Raw genomic sequence first — 17,259 nt, 5'->3', positions numbered from 1 at the left:
CCCAAACAACGATTTAGCCGTTCATAATGGGGAATTTCATTTCGTTGAAATTGGGGAAATTTGAATCGTTGTTGACATCTGGCACATGAAGTTCTTTTTCTACGTATCCTCTCATATATAGTGCAGCCGTATAAGAAGTAAACTTATCATGACTAGTAAGCTCTAACTCTTTTATACTTTCATTTACTCTTTCTATTCCAAGCTTTTCTAACAAATATGTTGTATTTGCATTAGAACTATAATGAATCATACCTTTAGCGACTTCTTCTAAAGCGATTTGTCCATTTTTCACTAACTTTCTAGCTTCAGCGTCTTCTAACCAGTCAGGATGCGCTCCACCATCAGTGTTTTTAACGTAATATTTTTCTAGCTCCTGTAATGAAATTTGTTCATCTCGGCTTATCTTTCCTTCTGACACTTGCTTAGCAAATTCAACTGCTATTACGATTTTTGCCATACTCGCTAATGGTAATTTTACATTTTCATTTATAGATGTTACTACTTCTCCATTTCTTTTAATAAATAATGAACATGTTTCATCTTCTTTATGTTCTTTTATGTACTGTAATACATAATCAGGATCTTCTTTTGACAAATAGTAATTCATAATAACAAAGAAAGCTATAACAGCTACTATAATGACTCCTGCAACAATTCCTATAATTTTTAATATGTTCACAATATACCCCCTCTCATATATTCCCTTCTATATTATAATTATAACGAATCTAATTACAAAATTATACAAAATAGAATAACTCTTCCTAAAAAGAAAGAGTTATTCTATTTCACATGAAGTTATTTGCCCATTTAACGTAACGACTATATTTGAGTCGTCACTTTCTTTAACACCTTTTATTCGATTTAAGTTAGGGGGACCAATTACAACTGACTCCTTAATTGGCGAAAGGTCTTTCCCTAATTTTTCCGCACTTACACCGTATGCAGCTTGAAATACTTCTGGCGGTGTTAATCTAAATATGTCTGATCCTTCTGCTGTTTCAAACTGATCGTTATTGAAGAACAAATGTAATTGTACTTCTTCTGTTACCGCTGTGATCCAATGCCACCATCCCATTGGAATAAAGACAGTTTGCCCCGCTTTCATATGATAATTTTGCAATTGATTCGTTTCCGGATTTAAAATGGATGTAACTGCTTCTCCTGATACTACAACATCTAACTCCCACGCATTCGGATGCCAATGTGGTTCCCGCATATGCCCTTTCGTCATAAATAAATCAACAAACGCTCCTCCTATCATGGCTGGTAACTGCGTTGACGTAACTTCATATGCAACGTTTTTCTCATCCCTTTTAAAAAAGATATTTTTTCTCGAATCAAAGAAAAGGTTTGGAGTTCCTGAGCTCTTCTTTAAATTTTTATTATCTGGAACATAACCTGAACTACTCATTTTATCCCTCTTTTCCACTCCGAACATTTCCATCTTCACACTGTATCGTATGGAAAAAATGTATGAATGTGCCTAATCATTCACATAACAAAAAAACATGCCTTCATAAGGAGAGCATGTTTTGTGATATTTTTCACATTATTTAGCTAAAAATAAACTTTTTACTTACCATGATGTAACATTAAATCACTAAGTTCTTCTTCAATGTGATTTAATTTCGCAACGCCTTCTTTCCATTTGTGAATGTAACGTGAAACCCCAACGAAAAATAAAACGATAATTGTGGAAAGAATAATACCATACACGATTGTTACAGTACTCATAGTTACACTTCCTTATAATTAGTAATGTGGTTATTAGTTATATTTTTATTATAAACCTTTTTCTTTTAAAATACTTCAATTTCAACTTTTTGTAACAAAATTGATTTTTCTAATAATAATATTACATAACATGATAACGCTAGAAGAAATCTCTTTCAGATTTCTTCTAGCGTTATCATTCAAAGAACTAAAACTCTCATTCATAATCCTTTTACTTTACACCCACTGAAACCGTTTCTGGCAATGTACTACCACCATCAATGACAATGTGTGTACCTGTTATGTAGCTTGATTCATCGGATGCTAAAAAACCTGCTAACTGACCTACTTCTTCAATTTTCCCTAAACGTCCTAAAGGAACACCTGAAGCAATTCCATCGATTACATTACTCGGCTCATTTGGATCAGATTCATTTGCTATTTGCTCTGCCATTGGTGTCATAATGTAACCTGGACAAATTGCATTTACGGTAATATGATGTTTTGCAACTTCTCGTGCTAACGCTTTTGTAAATCCCCAAATTGCTGCTTTCGTCGTTGCATATGCAGTTTCACCTTCATCAGCAACCAATGTTCCTGTTACAGAAGACATATTCACAATCTTTCCGTAATTTTTCTCAACCATATATGGCAATACCGCTTTAGAAAAATTCCATACCCCATTAATATTTACTTGAAATTGAAAATCACGCATTTCATCTGACATATCTAAAAAATTTGCAAGTCGAATAACACCGGCGTTATTTACTAACACATCAATCTTTCCGTACTTCTCATATGCATCTTTCGCTACTTCTTTAACAGCATCCATATCAGCTACATCGACTACATAACTTGCAGCATCTAACCCTTTACTTACAATATTTTTGGCTGTCTCATGAACTGTCTCTGAAATATCAACAAGTAATACTTTCGCCCCTAGCTCTGCAAATACATGAGCAATTCCAGCTCCGTTCCCCATCGCAGCTCCTGTAACAAAAGCAACCTTACCATCTAATTTCCCCATTTCATAACCCCCTTATAATATATAGAAAGCTTCTACACTTTTATCATACCAAATATTCCCTCTCATTCTTTACAAAGCTCCATTTGTTAAAAAACGTTCAAAAACAGGAAAATTTTTCACAAATTATACAAAAGTTCACCATATGTACTATTACCATATGAGTTATATTATTTAATAGGAAAAAGGGGATGATATACTATGACGACTTGGTTTATTGTTATGTTAGTTGTATTTGGGGCATTTAAAATTATCGTTTCGAGCCTTCCTAACACTGTTATTGAATCCATTATTAGCAAGTACGAAACACATCCGCAACTGGAAGAAGAGAATGCGACTGTTACAATCAATGGAAATAACTTAGAAGGCGAACAAAAATCCAAAATTATTCATGATTTTAACGAAGGTTTATTTTTAGATCGCTATTATGCACCGCCACATAATGAGGGTACGCCTTTAATTATTCATGCAAAGCGCGGCAAAAAAAATTTTACATTTTATATTTATAGTCATGAAGAGCATGTTGATGTTGTCAAGCAACATAAAAAGAAAGTAGTTGCTTATAGTTTACGCTCTAAAAATCTTCAAAATAATGATATGTTCGTGTCAGCTGATTTAGCTTAATACTCATATAAAAAAATGAATCCATGGCATATGGATTCATTTTTACTATTTACTGAAAAATAAGCTCTGTCTTCAAACTATCTTTTGGTAACAACCAGCCTTTTTTCTCTAAATTCGCCATTAATAATTCCCTTTGCTTTGTCGCAATACTTTCTTCATTTGTTTTAAATGACATTTCTATTACGAAGTCATCTTCTAATTTTCCGGTATTACTTAATGGCCAAATTTCAATATTTGCTTTTATGTTTTCAAACTCTCCTGTATATCGTTTCATTAATACAGGACCGTAAATACGGGAATTCTTTAACATCTCTTCTCCCCAATTTGTATACAACCATTTGTTCATTTTCCCTGGTAATTTTTCTATTAACATGTTTTGAGCAGCTCGTTCGTTTGGTAAATCAAGTATTCCATATCCTTTAGCACTGTAACTTTTCTTATTTGAAATGCTTAATGTTTTCTTCTCAAATCCCCAATCTATTTCCGCCTCATAACTATCCGTATTACTATCGAATCCTTCTTTTTTAGCTACTTCTAATGCATCTTGAATTACACCATTTGGAATAGGATATCTTTTTTTATATGTTAGTTCAAAATCTTTACTAAATTCTTTCTTTCGAATTCTCGCAAACCAACCTTCACTACTTAAATTTTTATTCGCTGTATCTAAAAATTGCACTTGTATTCTTTCATAATTTGTACCAGCCTGGAAATATTCTAGTACCTCTTCGTTCATCTCTTTGCTATAACCTAATACTTGTTCTGGCTTTAATAATAATTTCACTTCAAAACTAGGTTTCATCGGACTGGCGGCAAAGCCTTCCTTAACGTTATAAAGGAAACAACAACAGAAAATGCTTGCGAATACAAATACCTTTTTCATATACCGATCCCCTTTACATTTTAAATAACTTCTATACATTCCATTGCAAGTGAATACACATTTTCATACCCTGCCGTGCTAAGCTTTTCCTGCAATCGATCCGTATCCTCTTTCAAAGCGTGTACTAACACCGTATGTTCTGGTAATAATGTATTTAACATCTCTTTCACATCTCTTATACTTTGGTGAACTTTATATGGAACTCGCTTCACCCTACATTCTTTACCTACACGTTCCTTCAAAACTTTTTCTGCAAAACTCCCTTTCGCAATATGTCCAGTAAAGATAATAGAATTTCGTTCGTCATGCCGAAGTTGTTCATAATATAACTGCGCTCGCTTCGTTTGCACATTCGCATCACTCATTACAACTATTCCATAACTATGTTGCGTACCGCTATCATCATCCATAACTATTATGTTTCTTTTTAAACTCTCCATTAGCTCTTCAAGTTCTTCATTATTTTTGATCCAATCTTTATATGCGAATATCTGTTGAAATCCATCCAAAATTTCTTGATCTACTATAATAGGGAGTTCTTTATATTTTTTATATAAATACAATACGAGATCTTGCGCCCTACCAAGGGGTGGCAATGGTAGTAATGTTATCCCTTTATTCCCGGCGGCGCGTTCAATTTCTGTACATAGTTCGTTTATTCGTTCATGTTGCGAAACATCATCAGTATGATAAGCGGCATCTACGATTGCGACTTTTATATCGCCGTGCAACTTCTCAGGTAAATTAGCTCGTAGTATGTTAGACTCTGCTGAGTAATCGCCAGAATAGAATACATATGTATGACTCATATCCAATAAAAACCAAACAGCTCCTAATACATGCCCACTATACCCCCATTGAAAACGCAATGTAGGGGTAATCTGTACCCATTCATTCGGATTGCTAATCTCATCAATATATACATAATTTAAATCTTTCACATGTTGATCGGTATAAGGTACATGCCATCCTTGCGCCAAATTGTAGTTTCTCCATTTTTCATAGTAAGCTGGGAGTTGCTCCTTCGTATAACGAGTTGTCCATATTTTTTTCTTATATCCATACTTCGCTAATAAAGGTAAGCCCATCGTATGATCTTCATGAATATGTGACAAAAATACTGCATCTAAAAACGGTACAACTTCCCGTTCTATTTTTGGATAACTATCCTCATATGATCGATTAATACCACAATCAAATAATATTTTCGTCTCTTTATTTTTTACAAAGTAGCAGGAGCGACCGTATTCTCCCGCTCCTCCCCATACTTCTATCCTCATCATACTACCCCTTTTCGTTTTTGCTCCATATGTTGCAGAAGTAATAAACATAGTGTTGTAAGTCCAACTGAAACGACAGCCATCGCCATTCCAATAGATACTTCTCCTTGTTCAAATTGAGCAAAAATAAATGTTGCTGACGTTTCTACCGATGGGGGTAGTACGAGAAGCGATGCTACTAGCTCCCTTATTGAGATTGTAAATGTCATCGCCCATCCAGCAAGAATGCCCGGGATAATAAGAGGTAATATTATTTTTCTGAAAATATACATATAATTCCCAGAAAAAATACTTCCTGCCTGCACAAGAGAATCATCAATTTGCCCGAGCGATGCTTTTACATACTGCACGGTATAAGGTAAAAAAGAACGACGTACGTTACGATTACCATGACTGGTGTATTGTAAATGGACAGAGGCATATAGGGTGAATTCCAAAATAAAATAAGCCCTACAACCATCACGATTCCTGGTACCATATTCGGTAACATACCGCACATATCAAGCCATTTTTCAGAGGGCTTTTTCCCCTTTCGAATCATAAGCGCCAAAAAGACGCCAATCATAACAGCAATAATCGCTGTTATAAGTGAAAAAAGAAAACTGTTCCATAAGGCCTCTAATCCCGGAGAGCCGATTGTAAATAATGCTTCATAATGGCTTGTTGTAAAGTTATTTATATGTAGGCCACCACCTCTTAGTTTTGATAATGAAGCAATCAGTATAGAAAAATACGGGATTCCAATTGACACGATTAATAAACCAATTACATAGAACCATGCTACAGCGCGCACAAATATAGACAAAGTGTACCTTTTAGATTTCACACCTTTTCCACTAACCATTGCATATGAATACTTTCGATTTAATACGTTTTGCATATACCAAATGAGCATACATGCACTAAGTAATAAAGAAGATAATGCTGTTGCACTACTAAAATCAATTGGCCAACTCGAAATGAATTTATGAATCTCTGATGTTAACACATGAAATCCGATTCTTCGTCCAAATGTAGCCGGTGTTCCAAATTCAGCAATCGTCTTTACGAAAATGAGTAAAGCACCCATTACATAACTTGATACTAATAACGGCAATATTATTTTTCTTAAACGATAGAAAAAGCTTCCACCATGAACTGCTGCCGCTTCTTCTTTACTACTCCCAATTTGAAGTAATGTATTCTTCAACATGAAGTAAAGAAATGGGAATAAATGCAGACTCATAATTAAAACCATACCTCCTAAGCTAAAGAACGAAGATGAAACCGTCTTTAGCATCGGAAAAAACTGTTCAAAATAGCCGTTCGGTTGCATGAACAAAATCCAGCCCATCGATCCAATATACGGCGGTGTCATAAATGGAATCATAAAAACAATATCTAATTTGCTATGCTTTCCAACATCTGTTTTGCTCATAATGAAAGCCAATGGAAATGCAAAGATGGTTGCCCCTATTACTACGAGTACACCTAGAAGCATCGAATTTAGAAAAATTCCAGCTAATCCACCACTCTGCATCACTTCAAACGGCTTTAAAAAATTCCAACTACTATTTTCATATACACTAGAAAGTAAAATGAGAAAAAGCGGGATGACGATTAACATCGCCACAAGTAACAACGCTACCGTCATCCCAACTTGCCTTACTGATCCAAATCGATTTACCATGTAATCACCATCTTATTGAAATACTTTCTTAAATTGTTTTCCTATTTCATCTTGTTCTTTCTCAACTGTTTTCCAATCAATATTTAATACTGGAATCTCTTCCACATTTGGTCTATTTTCAGCTTTTATATCTGTTCTACCAGGTAATAAATATGCTTTAGAAATTTGTTTTTGTACATCATCTGATAATAAATAATCAATAAACTCTTTTGCACCTTCTACATTTTTACTATCCTTCATAATACCTGCTGCACGTGGGCTAATAACTGTTCCGCTTTTTGGATAAACAATATCAACTGGTTCACCCTTTGCTTTTGCACTGTACGTCATATAGTCAACACCCGCAATGACCATATCTTTTGCTCCTGTTACAACTGGATCTAACGCTTCTTGATTTGCCCCTGCTACTGTAACTTCATTTTTCTTAAGCTGTTCAAATAAATTCCATCCATCTTTTCCATTCTTTTTCACATATCCTGTTACAAAGTCTAAAGCTGAACCTGAAAGTGCTGGATCTGGAAGATTCACTTTCCCTTTCCATTCTCCTTTTGTTATATCGTTCCAATCTTCAGGCGCTGTCTTCACATTTTTTGTGTTATACACAATTCCTAACGCTGAAGCACTATATCCAAAATAATGTCCTTTATCATCCGACCATTCAGAACGAAGCTTATCAGCTTGTTTCGCTTCTTTATAAGCTAACGTTTGTCCATCCTTTTTTAATCCTTCCATCGCTGGTAAAGATGCAAGTACGACTACGTCAACGACTGGATTTTTCTTTTCGGCTTCCATTCGCGCTAAAATCTTACCTGTTGTTCCTTGAAACATTTCCACTTTTATACCCGTTTTCTTTTCAAAGTCCTTTTGAATTTTTTCTGCTAATCCTTTTGGTCCTGCACTATATACAACAATCTTCTTTTCATTCGTAGTTTTACTTTTTGCATCTGCATTACCTGTCTTTGAACTACACCCTGTTACTACGGCAGAAAATAATAAAGTACATACAAATAAAGACTTAAGCGAACTGAATTTCTTCATGCGATTCTCCCCCTATATGATGAATACATTTTTTCGGTACATATAACGATACTGGCTTTCCGATGCTTAGCTTACTATTGTGATAAGCTGTCCATATTCCGATTGCTCCCATATTTACTTTCACTTCGTAACGTTCTCCTACATATGTAACGTGCTGAACTTCACCTGTATACATTTCACACACTTCATTTTTTGTCCAACTTATATGCTCTGGGCGAACCATTTTTTCCCCCTCTACAAACCAATTTGCCTTACCAACAAATTTTGCAACAAATTCATGAGATGGCTTCACATAAATATCTTCTGGTGTTCCTTTTTGTAATACTTCTCCTTGTTTCATGACAATAATTTGGTCTGACATTGACATCGCTTCTGTTTGATCGTGCGTGACATACAATGCCGTTAAACCAATAGAATGAACGATATCCATAAGCTCTAATCGCATTTCTTCTCGCAAAATTGCATCGAGTGCACTGAGCGGTTCATCAAACAAAATGAAATGTGGTTTCGTTACAATTGCTCTCGCAAATGCGACACGTTGCTGCTGTCCGCCAGAGAGTTCATGCGGATATCTTTTCTCCATTCCTTGCAAGCGAACTCGCTTTATTGCCTCTTCTACTTTTTCCCGTAATTGATTCGTTTGCTTTGTAGCTCTTAAACCAAATGCAACATTTTCAAATACAGTCATGTGTGGCCATAAAGCAAAATCTTGAAATACCATACCGATATTACGTTCATGAGGAGCTGTTTTTATTTTTTTAGAAGAAGAATACATGCACGTATCTCCAAAATATATTTCACCTTTATCTGGCTCTTCCAGTCCTGCAATCATTCTGAGTAATGTCGTTTTCCCGCATCCCGAAGGTCCTAAAAGTGTGGTGAATTCACCTTGTTTCATCACAATTTGTAACGGCTTTAACGCTTGTACTTTTCCAAATGATTTTTCTAATCCACTAATTTTAATATCCATCGTTTCACCTCTCTCCCCTCACTCTTAACCTGCTTTCATTCTATATGGAAGATTTATACTGAATGTTAATGTACTGTAAAGATTAAATTAAAAAACTTCTAATAAACTATTTATTTCTATAGATTTTTTCTATAGTTAGAAGAAAAAGGGGCAACTTGCCATGAATCTCTTAAAATTAGGAATTGTAGTGCTTATTAAGAAATACAAAAAGCTCACGATTGTTGCAGAACAGCTTGGTGTTAAACAACCTACTATTACATTCCATATAAAAAGCTTAGAAGAGGAACTCGGTGTACCTTTATTTGAATTACGTTCTGGAAGATATTTCTTAACAGAGGCTGGCGAGGCATTGCATCATTATGCTTGTAAAATAGATGCGCTTATGAAAGAAGCTAGGCGAGTCACGCAAGAGTTTAAAGATTTTCATAAAGGAGCTATAACAATTGGCGCTAGTTATGTACCAGCGACATATCTTTTACCAGAAATTGTTCATCAATTTCAATGTGAATTTCCAAATATAAAAATAACACTCATGGTAAAAACAGCTCCTGAAATTCGAACGATGCTACAAAATCATGAAATTGATCTCGGTGTAATTTCAGCAGCACCGTTTGATGAATCATCTTTAAAACAGACGAATGTAATGCCTGATACACTTGTTCTTGCTTTCTCCAAAGAACATCATTTTTCAAAAAAAGAAAATGTATCACTACAAGATATTGAAAAAGAACGTATAATATTGCATCGTAATCCATCTACAACGAGAGATTTACTTACAAAATGGATGTTAGCTCATAACATTACATTCCAATCCGAAATTGAATTAGATTCATTAGAAACGATGAAACAAATTTTAAAATACGGTAATGGAGTTGCCTTTATTTCTAAACTTGCTATTGAACAAGAAGTACAACGAAATGAACTATGCTATATACCCATCCCTGAATTTGAATTTCAACGTAATATTTATACGATTCATCATGAGGACAGATGGAATTCTAAAATTATTTCTTTTTTACTACATAACATCACTTCTTATGCAACAAAAAATTAAAAGACTGTCGTTTTACACGACAGCCTTTTACACTATAACTCTATTTATTTTTCTTCGCTTCAATTTTTGCTTGCGCCTCTTCAGCCTTATCTAATGCTTCTGAAACTTTTTTCTCTTTTTCTTTCACATCATCTATACTATCTACAGCTTTAATGAGTTTATCAATTCCTTCTTCTTCTACTTTTCTCCGTTTTGCTACTCTTTCATTTACTTTCTTTTCTACATCTTTTGCTTTTTGAAGCATATTCTCCGCATTTGATGTTACAGCTGTTTCAAGTGCATCGTCTTTTTTCATTTGTAACACTTCATTTGCAATGTCTTTCGCTTCTAAATACTTACCGTCTTTTAATGCTGTCGCTCCGTGATCCATTTTCTCGGCCATTTCTTTATATGATTTCGCTTCATTTCCCGATTTCTCTTTTTCTGCTTTTTCAAACCACATTGTTGCATCACTATATTTTTCATCTTTCAATGATTGCATACCTGTTTCAATATATGTGTCATAATTACTACATCCAGCCATTACGACTAACAGAAAAAGCATAACAAAACTTAATTTTTTCATGCTGTTGTCTCCTTTTCTTTGCCTGCTCACTTTACTTTAACATACATGAAAAAGAGTTTCAAAAACTAAAATACTGATTCGGTCATTTTTATAATAATAAGTCAAATTTTTATTATTTTATTATTTTTAAGCCGACACATCCACTTGCTTTTTCGCCATATGTTGCCTTACTCCAACTAATACAACTAACAATAAACCTCCGCCTATTGTCATCATAACAATGCTAGTTGGCAACATATCTAACAATAATCCATATACAATCATACCGAGCGGTGCAATTGCAGTCGCAATTGTTTCAAGTAAGCCAAATACACGCCCTAAGTAGCTCGGATCTGTCGTTTTTTGCATATGTACTTGCATCGGAATATTGACAATCATAATTGCTATACCAGTTAACATCATGAAAGCAATATAGTAAATAAAACTTGCTACTTTTGGAATGGTAACTAACAACGGGAATACTGTACATAAACTTAAACCTGCAAACAAAAACAGTCCAGTATAAATAGAACGAAACGGATTATTTACTTCTTTACGCACAGATAAAGCAATCGCACCCATTAGCATCCCGACTGCTAACATTCCCTCTACAGTACCGAGTTGCTTTGAAGATAAATGCAATGTATGGACGATAATGTATGGCAGTGCAACGGTTAGCCCACACGCAAAAAAATTTACCCACAATGCTATTTTCATTAAACCATATATTTCATGTTGTCGTTTTACATATGAAAAACCTTCTTTTATACTCGTCAAGAAATGCTCTTTACTCTCAGCCACTTCTTTTTTATATAAATCAAATACGATAAATAATTGCAAAATAACTGCTAAAAAGAACGTAATACTATTTAACAAAAAGAACGACTGAATTGAAAAGAAACCAAATACGACTCCGCCAATAATCGGCCCTAAAATATTTGATAAAGAAGCCGCCGTTTGATTTAAAGCACTCGCTTTTTGAATACGTCCTTCGTCTACTAAACTCGGAATAGATGAAGTTAATGCTACAGAATAAAAACTTGCACAAATTGATAATAATGCTGCTGAAACATAAATAAAAAGAAGTGATGGTCCAAATATAGTAGCAAGAATAAACATAATAAGCATCGTTAAGCTACTCAATAAATCAGTACCAATGACAAGCCATCTTCGATTGATGCGGTCTGCTACAGCACCTGCAATTGGGCCACAGATCATCCTTGGAAGTGATCCGCAAACGAGCGTAGTTGCAAATCCCATTCCTGAACCAGTTGTCTTTAATACGTATAATCCCATTGCAAACGTATAAATACCTGCTCCTAATAAAGACGTCATTTTTCCAATCATCATTAAAATAATATTTCTCGTTGCAATCTTCATTCTTGAATCATGTTGTCCTATACTTACATCTTCCATTATGACACTCTCCCTTTGAAAGTTAAATTGTGTTAAACTTATTATATAATCACCTTTCCCATTATTACAACAAAAAGTTTAATTGTATTTAACTTTTTAATTATAAAGGAGCTACACTATGGCAACTCTCGGCGAAAAAATTAAAGCATTACGTAAAGAAAAAAAACTTACACAAACTGAACTAGCAGGTTCAGAACTGACAAAAAGTATGCTTAGTCAAATTGAAAATGGAAAAGCTACACCTTCTATGAAAACATTACAATATATTGCAGAAAAACTTGAATGTGAACCGAGCTTTTTATTAGAAGAAGATGAAGGAGAAGTTGTAGAACTTATTCAAAAAATGGAGCAACTAATAAAGGCAAATGGCGATGAAGTATACAAAACTTTACTACCTATCGTTCAAACAGATTTACCTCCAACTTTAAATACAGCACGTTTATATAAACAGTTCATAACTGGAGCGGCTATTATGAACGATTATAATATTGAACATTACGTTGAAACAGCTGTTTCTATATTTGAAAAATATACTTTGTATCGCGAAAGTACTGAAACGAAACTACTGTTTTACTATATGCTCTTCAAACGTAAAAAATATAAAGAATGTTTACAATTGATCGCCAGAATTCGCGATGAATATAAAACGAAGAATTTAGAAATGGATCTTATTACACATATACAATTATATTTAAAAGAAGCAATTATTTTACTCGCATATGGCAATTATGAAAAATGTGAAAAAGTCATTTTAGATGCACTTGCATTTTCAAAAAAACATCAAGTGTATTATAAAACAGATGAATTTTACCGTATTTTATCTTATCAAAAAATCATTGTAGCTGATAAAGAACGATATTTATATTACATAAAAAAATCTGAGCAATTTGCCATTTTTACAGAAGATACTTTATCCGCTGCAAATATAGATATATTAAAAGCTTATTACTACAATACAATTACTAATGAATATACAATCGCATTAGAACATCTAGAACAATTTCGAGAAAAACTAAAAAATGATCCAATTTTCCAAGACGATGGACTGTATTATCTTGAAAAAGGAAAATCTTTGTATGGTTTAAAACGTTATAAGGAAGCTTTGGAAACATTAAAACACGCTACCATACCAGATTATATGACTCATCCACTTGATCAATCGTGGTTATTAACAGCTGGATCTTATCGTGCCCTTTGCTATATAGAACTTCAAGATAAAAAATCTGCCTTAAAAGAGGCAAAAGAAGCCGTTCAAACAATAGATAGCTATCCTGATTCGATCTTCTCTTCATTTATTAAAGAAACATTACAAATAATACAAAAACTTTAAGAATGTCTCGAAATGGTATATTATTCCTCTTTTTTAGCAAAGATAATAATGATGGGAGGAATATAAATGAATATTCAACGTGCAAAAGAGCTTTCTGTGTCAGCAGAGCAAGCGAATGTTAGTTTTCAAGGCATGCCTGTTATGATTCAACACGTCGACGAGAGCAATGAAACCGCCCGCATATATGAAGTAAAAAACCCAGGACGCGAATTAACAGTTCCAGTTAATAGCTTAGAGGAAATATAAGAAATGCCACTTCATTTTTTGAAGTGGCATTTTTCTTTGTTCTATTTAAGTATCATCATTCTTATTTTCTCCTTAGTAATCCATACAAACCAATACAAATTACAATGAAACCTACTATTCCACAAGCTAGTTTTATAATTATGTCTCTTGTTTCATAACTTTTAACTTCGACTACACTCTTTTTCAGACGTTCCATTTCCTTTTGCTCACTTTCTACTCGCTCCCCATATACTAACAAACGATATTTACTTGATGTATATGGTTCACATGTAAGCAGTGTAACTTTGTCTTTTCCTTTTACTACATTTAATTTATCCACTTGATTTGGATTAATGATTTCACGTCCAATTATTTTATACACGTGCTGCTTTCCAAATACCTTTACATAGAATACAGCTCCATCACTTAACTGATCAAGATGACGAAACATCGTTGCCCCGTGATATCCACGATGTCCTGCCAATACAGCATGTGTATCTTTCCCACCAATAGGTAAAGAAGTCCCTTCAATTTGCCCTACTCCTTTACTTAAGTTTTCTTGACTTGCTCCTAAGTAAATTGGCAACTCCTCATTTATTTTCGGAATAGAAATTGTGCCAAATATTTCATCTTTGTTTATAAAATGTAACAGGTCCGTACTTATTTCATCATCCTGTACAAATGGGTCACTCATTTTGAAAGTAGTTTTCCCTAACGATTTATTATATGTTTCCATCTTTCGAAACTTCTCATTTACATCTTCTATTTTTAAATCATCAACCATTTTTTCATAACGTATCACTTCTGTCTTATACACATAATTGTTTATATAATTAGCGATCATTGGATATATAAATAGTGATAATCCTGTAAGAAACAATGATACGCTTATAAATCCCCTTCTCACACACTCACCACACAATACAATACATACTATTTTCGTTTTTTTAAATAGATTATTAGAAGGACGATGCAAATAATACCAATAGGAAAAACGATCATCCAATCTTCTAAAATGAAAGACTTTGTAATCTTTTCTTTTTCACCAGCATCATATGGAACACGGTGTCCTCTCACTAGTAACCTGTGCGTGTTCACTCCATACGGGGTACACGTAATTAATGTTGCGTAATCTTGTCCTTGTACAACTAATAAGTCTTCCGTTTCATTTGGTAATACAACTTTTATTTGATCTACCTTATAAGCAAGTATTTTATCTAATGAATGTATATAAAATATATCATTCTGTTCGACTTTATCTAAATGAGTAAACATTAGTGCTGAAGGCAAACCGCGATGCCCAGTTAAAACTGTATGCGTATTTTCTCCCCCTACTGGTAGTGAAGATTCATTCAGTTGTCCAACTCCACGACTTAGCACTTCTTCCGTCGTCCCTTGATAAATTGGAAGATTCACATTAATTTTAGGGATTTCTACATACCCCATAACATCCCCTATATTTAACATATCTACATATGAACTTTTTTCCTCATCACTCTTTTCATGAAACGGGTCCGAAAATGTTTGCGTCGTATTTTGGACCTTCTTATTATACTCTCGTGCTTCCGTTTCTTTACGATCAATCTCTTCTTTCTCCAACTTCTTTACTGCTTCGTCATAGGTACTTACTTCTGAATAATGTGTTCTTGTTGCAAACCAATTGCTCACAGTTGGATAGAGAAATATACTTAATCCTAGTAAAAAAATACTTCCAAAGATAATATTTCGTTTCATAACATCCTCTTTCACTTCGGATAAAATACGGAAAAGAGGAAAGCATTTTACCTTTCCTCTTTTCCAAACTCAATTATTATAAAATATGAATTAAGAATTCTTTACCGGTTTCTTTCTAAAGAAAATAAACGCTGCTGTCACCATTAATAACAGACCAACTACCGTAAAGAGAATTGTTCCCATACCACCTGTTGCTGGAATAATCCATCCACTCTTATTATTCTCAACTTGCAAATCAATTACATTTTTATCTTTATCTATTTTAATATCAATCGGATCTCTTAATTTTTGATATTGTTCTACTGCACCATCTTCATCTTTATACTTTGGTGCTACCGTTTCGACAATTTGATATTCACCGTACGGGATTTCATTCCATGTAATAATACCATTCGCATCGGTGATATCATCCATTTTCTTTTTGTTTACTGTTACAACATTTCCCTTTTTATCTCGTAATTCGAATCTTGCACCTTCTAATTTCAAATTCTTATTCTTGCCATCTACTTTTTCAATTTTAATATTTCCCATAGTTGGTGTAACCACTACTTCATTAGATGGCTTTCCATCTTTTTCTGATGAAACATCATCTTTATTTACAAAATCAAGTACTGCTTTGTTCGGAATTTTCACTCCAGATTCAACATTACTTCTAATTTTTGCAGTAATCTGTAAGTGTAATTCTTTACCTGTTACTTTCGAAAAATCTTCTATCGAAGCAATAACCTTTTGTCCAGCTACAATCACATTTACAGTACTATCAACAACCTTTTTACCATCAATCGTTACTACTGGAGTCCCAACGATTTCTAGACGATCATCTAAAACATCTGTTACGACGTAATTTTTATACGTTTGAATATCCTCAGGAAGCAATATTTTAATATCATACGTATACTCTGTTTCACGATTTATTCCCGCATTTTTAGAATCATCATTAATCGTTTTTTCAATTGTAGGTTCTTTAAAGTTTACTACATCTTTTTCTAATTTAACTGGTATATCTTTCTCTCTAATAGAAAAAGGATACTCTTGTTTACTTGTTATATAACCTTTTGGAGCCTTCTCCTCAATAAAATAATAGTCTCCATACTCTAATGACTCCACATGAATCTTACCATCTGTTCCTGATACTAATGGATGAGGTGTTTTTACTTGTGTGTGTGTTCCATCTTCATTTTTCTTAAATAAATGGAATTCCGCACCTTCTAATACACGGCCTCCCTCACCTTTTTTTATTAACTCTACTGAACCACGTTTCGTTTCATTCTTTGGGTAAATGTGAACATCGTAATTTAAATCTTTACCATCTGCGCTCGTCATTGGAATATCAACTATAAACTTAGTCTTATCCAACTCAATACGATCTGGAGCTTTAATCGCTTTTACTTCATAACGTCCTAAAGGAAGATTTGAAAAAAACGCTTCTCCTTTATCATCTGTTACTTTTGTAATCGGACTATCTGTAAGTTCTTTCATAATTTCTTTCCCATCAGAACTTTTTTCAAATGAGGCAATACGTTTAATTTCAAATGTTACATCCTTTAAAGGTTTTGCTCCATCTGGAACACTTTGTCCTTCTTTCCCATTGCCCTCTACACCAGGCTTTGCATCTTTATCCTTCTCATACTTATGAATCGTTAAAGTACCTGTACTTCTTGATTCAGCACTAACCGTCATATTCATTAATGTTGAAAAAGCTAATACACATATTAATAATAAGCTAAAAATCCTTTTCATTATTCGTCACTC

16 protein-coding genes and 2 pseudogenes are annotated in these 17,259 nt (G+C 33.9%); 4 read left to right on the top strand and 14 right to left on the bottom strand.

The annotated features are described in order from the left end of the window. Positions 1 to 31: 31 nt before the first annotated feature. The 4 genes and pseudogenes from PDQ68_RS24810 to ucpA form a co-directional block, all read right to left on the bottom strand. Positions 32 to 679, bottom strand: a pseudogene (locus tag PDQ68_RS24810) (serine hydrolase); the annotation flags it as partial. Positions 680 to 778: 99 nt separating this feature from the next. Continuing rightward, positions 779 to 1,414 carry a cupin domain-containing protein gene (locus tag PDQ68_RS24805; protein WP_061183330.1) on the bottom strand — a complete coding sequence of 212 codons (636 nt, stop codon included), beginning with the start codon at positions 1,412 to 1,414 and terminating at the stop codon, positions 779 to 781. Positions 1,415 to 1,575: 161 nt separating this feature from the next. After that, positions 1,576 to 1,737: a hypothetical protein gene (locus PDQ68_RS24800; RefSeq protein WP_000109006.1), complete on the bottom strand. Its 162-nt coding sequence runs from the start codon at positions 1,735 to 1,737 to the stop codon at positions 1,576 to 1,578. Positions 1,738 to 1,948: 211 nt separating this feature from the next. Beyond that, positions 1,949 to 2,743 (bottom strand): SDR family oxidoreductase UcpA, encoded by a 795-nt coding sequence (ucpA, locus tag PDQ68_RS24795; protein WP_000517016.1) that lies wholly within the window; start codon positions 2,741 to 2,743, stop codon positions 1,949 to 1,951. Positions 2,744 to 2,941: 198 nt separating this feature from the next. Here ucpA and PDQ68_RS24790 point away from each other — a divergent pair, with 198 nt between their 5' ends. Then, positions 2,942 to 3,364: a YfmQ family protein gene (locus PDQ68_RS24790; protein WP_270787045.1), complete on the top strand. Its 423-nt coding sequence runs from the start codon at positions 2,942 to 2,944 to the stop codon at positions 3,362 to 3,364. Positions 3,365 to 3,413: 49 nt separating this feature from the next. On the opposite strand, the gene PDQ68_RS24785 is transcribed toward PDQ68_RS24790, so the two are convergent. From PDQ68_RS24785 to PDQ68_RS24765, 5 genes and pseudogenes are all read right to left on the bottom strand, one after another. After that, on the bottom strand, positions 3,414 to 4,247 hold the full coding sequence (locus PDQ68_RS24785; RefSeq protein ID WP_061183331.1) for a hypothetical protein: 834 nt from the start codon (positions 4,245 to 4,247) through the stop codon (positions 3,414 to 3,416). A gap of 20 nt (positions 4,248 to 4,267) precedes the next feature. Continuing rightward, a complete protein-coding gene (locus tag PDQ68_RS24780; RefSeq protein WP_061183332.1) occupies positions 4,268 to 5,530 on the bottom strand; it encodes an MBL fold metallo-hydrolase in 1,263 nt (420 codons plus the stop codon). Beyond that, a pseudogene (locus PDQ68_RS24775) lies at positions 5,527 to 7,196 on the bottom strand (ABC transporter permease). The gene PDQ68_RS24780 and the pseudogene PDQ68_RS24775 overlap by 4 nt, the downstream one beginning before the upstream one ends. Before the next feature lie 12 nt (positions 7,197 to 7,208). Continuing rightward, positions 7,209 to 8,234 carry an ABC transporter substrate-binding protein gene (locus tag PDQ68_RS24770; RefSeq protein WP_016717092.1) on the bottom strand — a complete coding sequence of 342 codons (1,026 nt, stop codon included), beginning with the start codon at positions 8,232 to 8,234 and terminating at the stop codon, positions 7,209 to 7,211. Further along, positions 8,212 to 9,204, bottom strand: a complete 993-nt coding sequence (locus PDQ68_RS24765) for an ABC transporter ATP-binding protein (protein ID WP_061183333.1) — start codon at positions 9,202 to 9,204, stop codon at positions 8,212 to 8,214. The genes PDQ68_RS24770 and PDQ68_RS24765 overlap by 23 nt, the downstream gene beginning before the upstream one ends. A 160-nt stretch (positions 9,205 to 9,364) precedes the next feature. Here PDQ68_RS24765 and PDQ68_RS24760 point away from each other — a divergent pair, with 160 nt between their 5' ends. Then, entirely contained in the window at positions 9,365 to 10,258 is an 894-nt protein-coding gene (locus PDQ68_RS24760) for a LysR family transcriptional regulator (RefSeq protein WP_061183334.1), read from the top strand. Between the two features lie 40 nt (positions 10,259 to 10,298). Here PDQ68_RS24760 and PDQ68_RS24755 read toward each other — a convergent pair whose 3' ends face one another. Beyond that, positions 10,299 to 10,823 carry a COG3014 family protein gene (locus PDQ68_RS24755; RefSeq protein ID WP_000736432.1) on the bottom strand — a complete coding sequence of 175 codons (525 nt, stop codon included), beginning with the start codon at positions 10,821 to 10,823 and terminating at the stop codon, positions 10,299 to 10,301. 126 nt (positions 10,824 to 10,949) lie between these two features. Beyond that, entirely contained in the window at positions 10,950 to 12,218 is a 1,269-nt protein-coding gene (locus tag PDQ68_RS24750; protein WP_061183335.1) for an MFS transporter, read from the bottom strand. A 118-nt stretch (positions 12,219 to 12,336) separates the two neighbouring features. On the opposite strand from PDQ68_RS24750, the gene PDQ68_RS24745 reads away from it, so the two are divergent. Then, complete coding sequence (locus PDQ68_RS24745) at positions 12,337 to 13,548, top strand: helix-turn-helix domain-containing protein (RefSeq protein ID WP_061183336.1); 1,212 nt, start codon at positions 12,337 to 12,339, stop codon at positions 13,546 to 13,548. 66 nt (positions 13,549 to 13,614) lie between these two features. After that, positions 13,615 to 13,794, top strand: a complete 180-nt coding sequence (locus tag PDQ68_RS24740) for an H-type small acid-soluble spore protein (protein ID WP_001025740.1) — start codon at positions 13,615 to 13,617, stop codon at positions 13,792 to 13,794. Between the two features lie 61 nt (positions 13,795 to 13,855). Here PDQ68_RS24740 and PDQ68_RS24735 read toward each other — a convergent pair whose 3' ends face one another. The 3 genes from PDQ68_RS24735 to PDQ68_RS24725 form a co-directional block, all read right to left on the bottom strand. Further along, positions 13,856 to 14,680, bottom strand: a complete 825-nt coding sequence (locus PDQ68_RS24735) for a class C sortase (RefSeq protein WP_201027249.1) — start codon at positions 14,678 to 14,680, stop codon at positions 13,856 to 13,858. 26 nt (positions 14,681 to 14,706) lie between these two features. Beyond that, entirely contained in the window at positions 14,707 to 15,507 is an 801-nt protein-coding gene (locus tag PDQ68_RS24730; protein ID WP_000827797.1) for a class C sortase, read from the bottom strand. 90 nt (positions 15,508 to 15,597) lie between these two features. Continuing rightward, positions 15,598 to 17,247 (bottom strand): SpaH/EbpB family LPXTG-anchored major pilin, encoded by a 1,650-nt coding sequence (locus PDQ68_RS24725; protein ID WP_061183338.1) that lies wholly within the window; start codon positions 17,245 to 17,247, stop codon positions 15,598 to 15,600. Between the last annotated feature and the right edge of the window lie 12 nt (positions 17,248 to 17,259).

The organism is Bacillus cereus group sp. Bc010, assembly GCF_027716745.1.
GTDB classification, from domain to species: Bacteria; Bacillota; Bacilli; order Bacillales; family Bacillaceae_G; genus Bacillus_A; species Bacillus_A pacificus.
This window is presented reverse-complemented; position numbering and strand designations above follow the sequence as displayed.